Source organism: Micromonospora sp. CNZ296, from assembly GCF_007827635.1.
In genome coordinates, this window is sequence record NZ_VISW01000068.1 from 1 (window position 1) to 1,393 (window position 1,393).

Sequence of the window (1,393 nt, forward strand, 5' to 3'; positions counted from 1 at the left end):
GATCTGTGAGTGGGGTTGTCAAGGGGTTTGGTGGTGGGTGGTGATGGTGCGGTAGAGCTGTCGGGCGATGTAGCGCTTGAGGCAGCGGGTGATTTCTCTGGTGGTGCGGCCTTCGGCGTGGCGTCGGGTGATGTAGTCGCGTGTTTCGGGGTGGATGCGTCGGCGGGTCAGGGCGATGGTGTGCAGGGCGCTGTTGAGGGTTCTGTCGCCGCCGCGGTTGAGGCGGTGTCGGTCGGTGCGGCCGCTGGCCACGGGGATGGGGGCGGCGCCGGCGAGGGTGGCGTAGGCGGCTTCTGAGCGGACGCGGCCGGGGTGGGACCAGGCGGTGAGGGCGATCGCGGCGGTGACGGGTCCGACTCCGGGTTGGTCGAGCAGGGGCGGGCACAGTTCGGTGACGAGGGCTCGTAGGCGCTGGTGGTTGTCGGCCAGTGTGGCGTCGAGGATGTGGATGTGCCGGGCGAGGGTGACCAGTTCGCGGCGGCGGGTGTGTTCCTCGCAGGGCAGGGCGGTGGTTTCGGGCAGTTCGAGGGCGGCCAGGCGGGCGATCTGGATGGTGGTGGACAGCCCGCGTAGCGCCTCGCGCAGAGTGTCGTCAGCGGTCAGGATCAACGCTTTGACCAGGTTGACCGCGGCGGTGCGGGCATCGGTGTGGTGCCGGCGGCAGATCAGCAGCAGACGCAGGGCCTCGCGTGGGCCGTCGCTGCGGGGCACGGCGATGCGCTCAGCGGGCAGCGCCAGCACCGTATGGGCGGCGGCGACCGCGTCCAGCTGGTCGGACTTGCCGCCCCGACGACGGGCCGCAGCGGGGGGCTTGGGTGCCTCGCAGACGGGTTCGTCAGCAGCGGTCAGCAGCCGGCACAGCCCTTGCCCGTGTGACCGGGTGCCCTCCACCGCCCACAACCGGCGCCCCTGCGGTGGGGTGTGCGCGACGGCGAAGGCCAACAACCGGCTCAACCCGTCCGGGTCAGTGGACACCGTGACCTGCGCCAACACCCCACCGAGTCGGTCCACCACGGCGGCGGTATGCGTATCGGTGTGAGTATCGACCCCCACCACCACGTCATAGCGATCCGCGACCCGTTCTACGATCCTTCTCATCTCGGATTGTTGCTCCTTTGCCAGCGACGACCGGGACAGTCGGCGTCGGCTCGGGAAGACATCACCTCGGCGGCAAATCTGTGATGGGCCACGTGTGCTCGCACGGGCAGGCTTCTGATCAGGCCAGCAGGGTGGGCCGGGCCGGCGCCGACGATCACCCGGGGACAGGTCTTGCACAAGGCACACCCACACCACAGGCGGCCGGATCAACGAAGAGCCACCCAAGTGATCACCAACGCCGAACCCTAACGGCAATCAGCCGAACCGATCACCACAGACATAGAAGCGTCTTGCA

Annotated in this window: 1 protein-coding gene; it reads right to left on the minus strand. The window is 68.8% G+C overall.

Annotated features, from left to right (window positions below; translation table 11 throughout):
• Positions 1-18: 18 nt before the first annotated feature.
• Entirely contained in the window at positions 19-1,098 is a 1,080-nt protein-coding gene (locus FB455_RS34120) for an IS110 family RNA-guided transposase (protein WP_013473518.1), read from the minus strand.
• Positions 1,099-1,393: the final 295 nt, after the last annotated feature.

What these genes read in the sequence shown, in the direction of transcription:
- FB455_RS34120 (WP_013473518.1), bottom strand. Translation starts at nt 1,098, where the DNA reads ATGAGAAGGATCGTAGAACGGGTCGCGGATCGCTATGACGTGGTGGTG.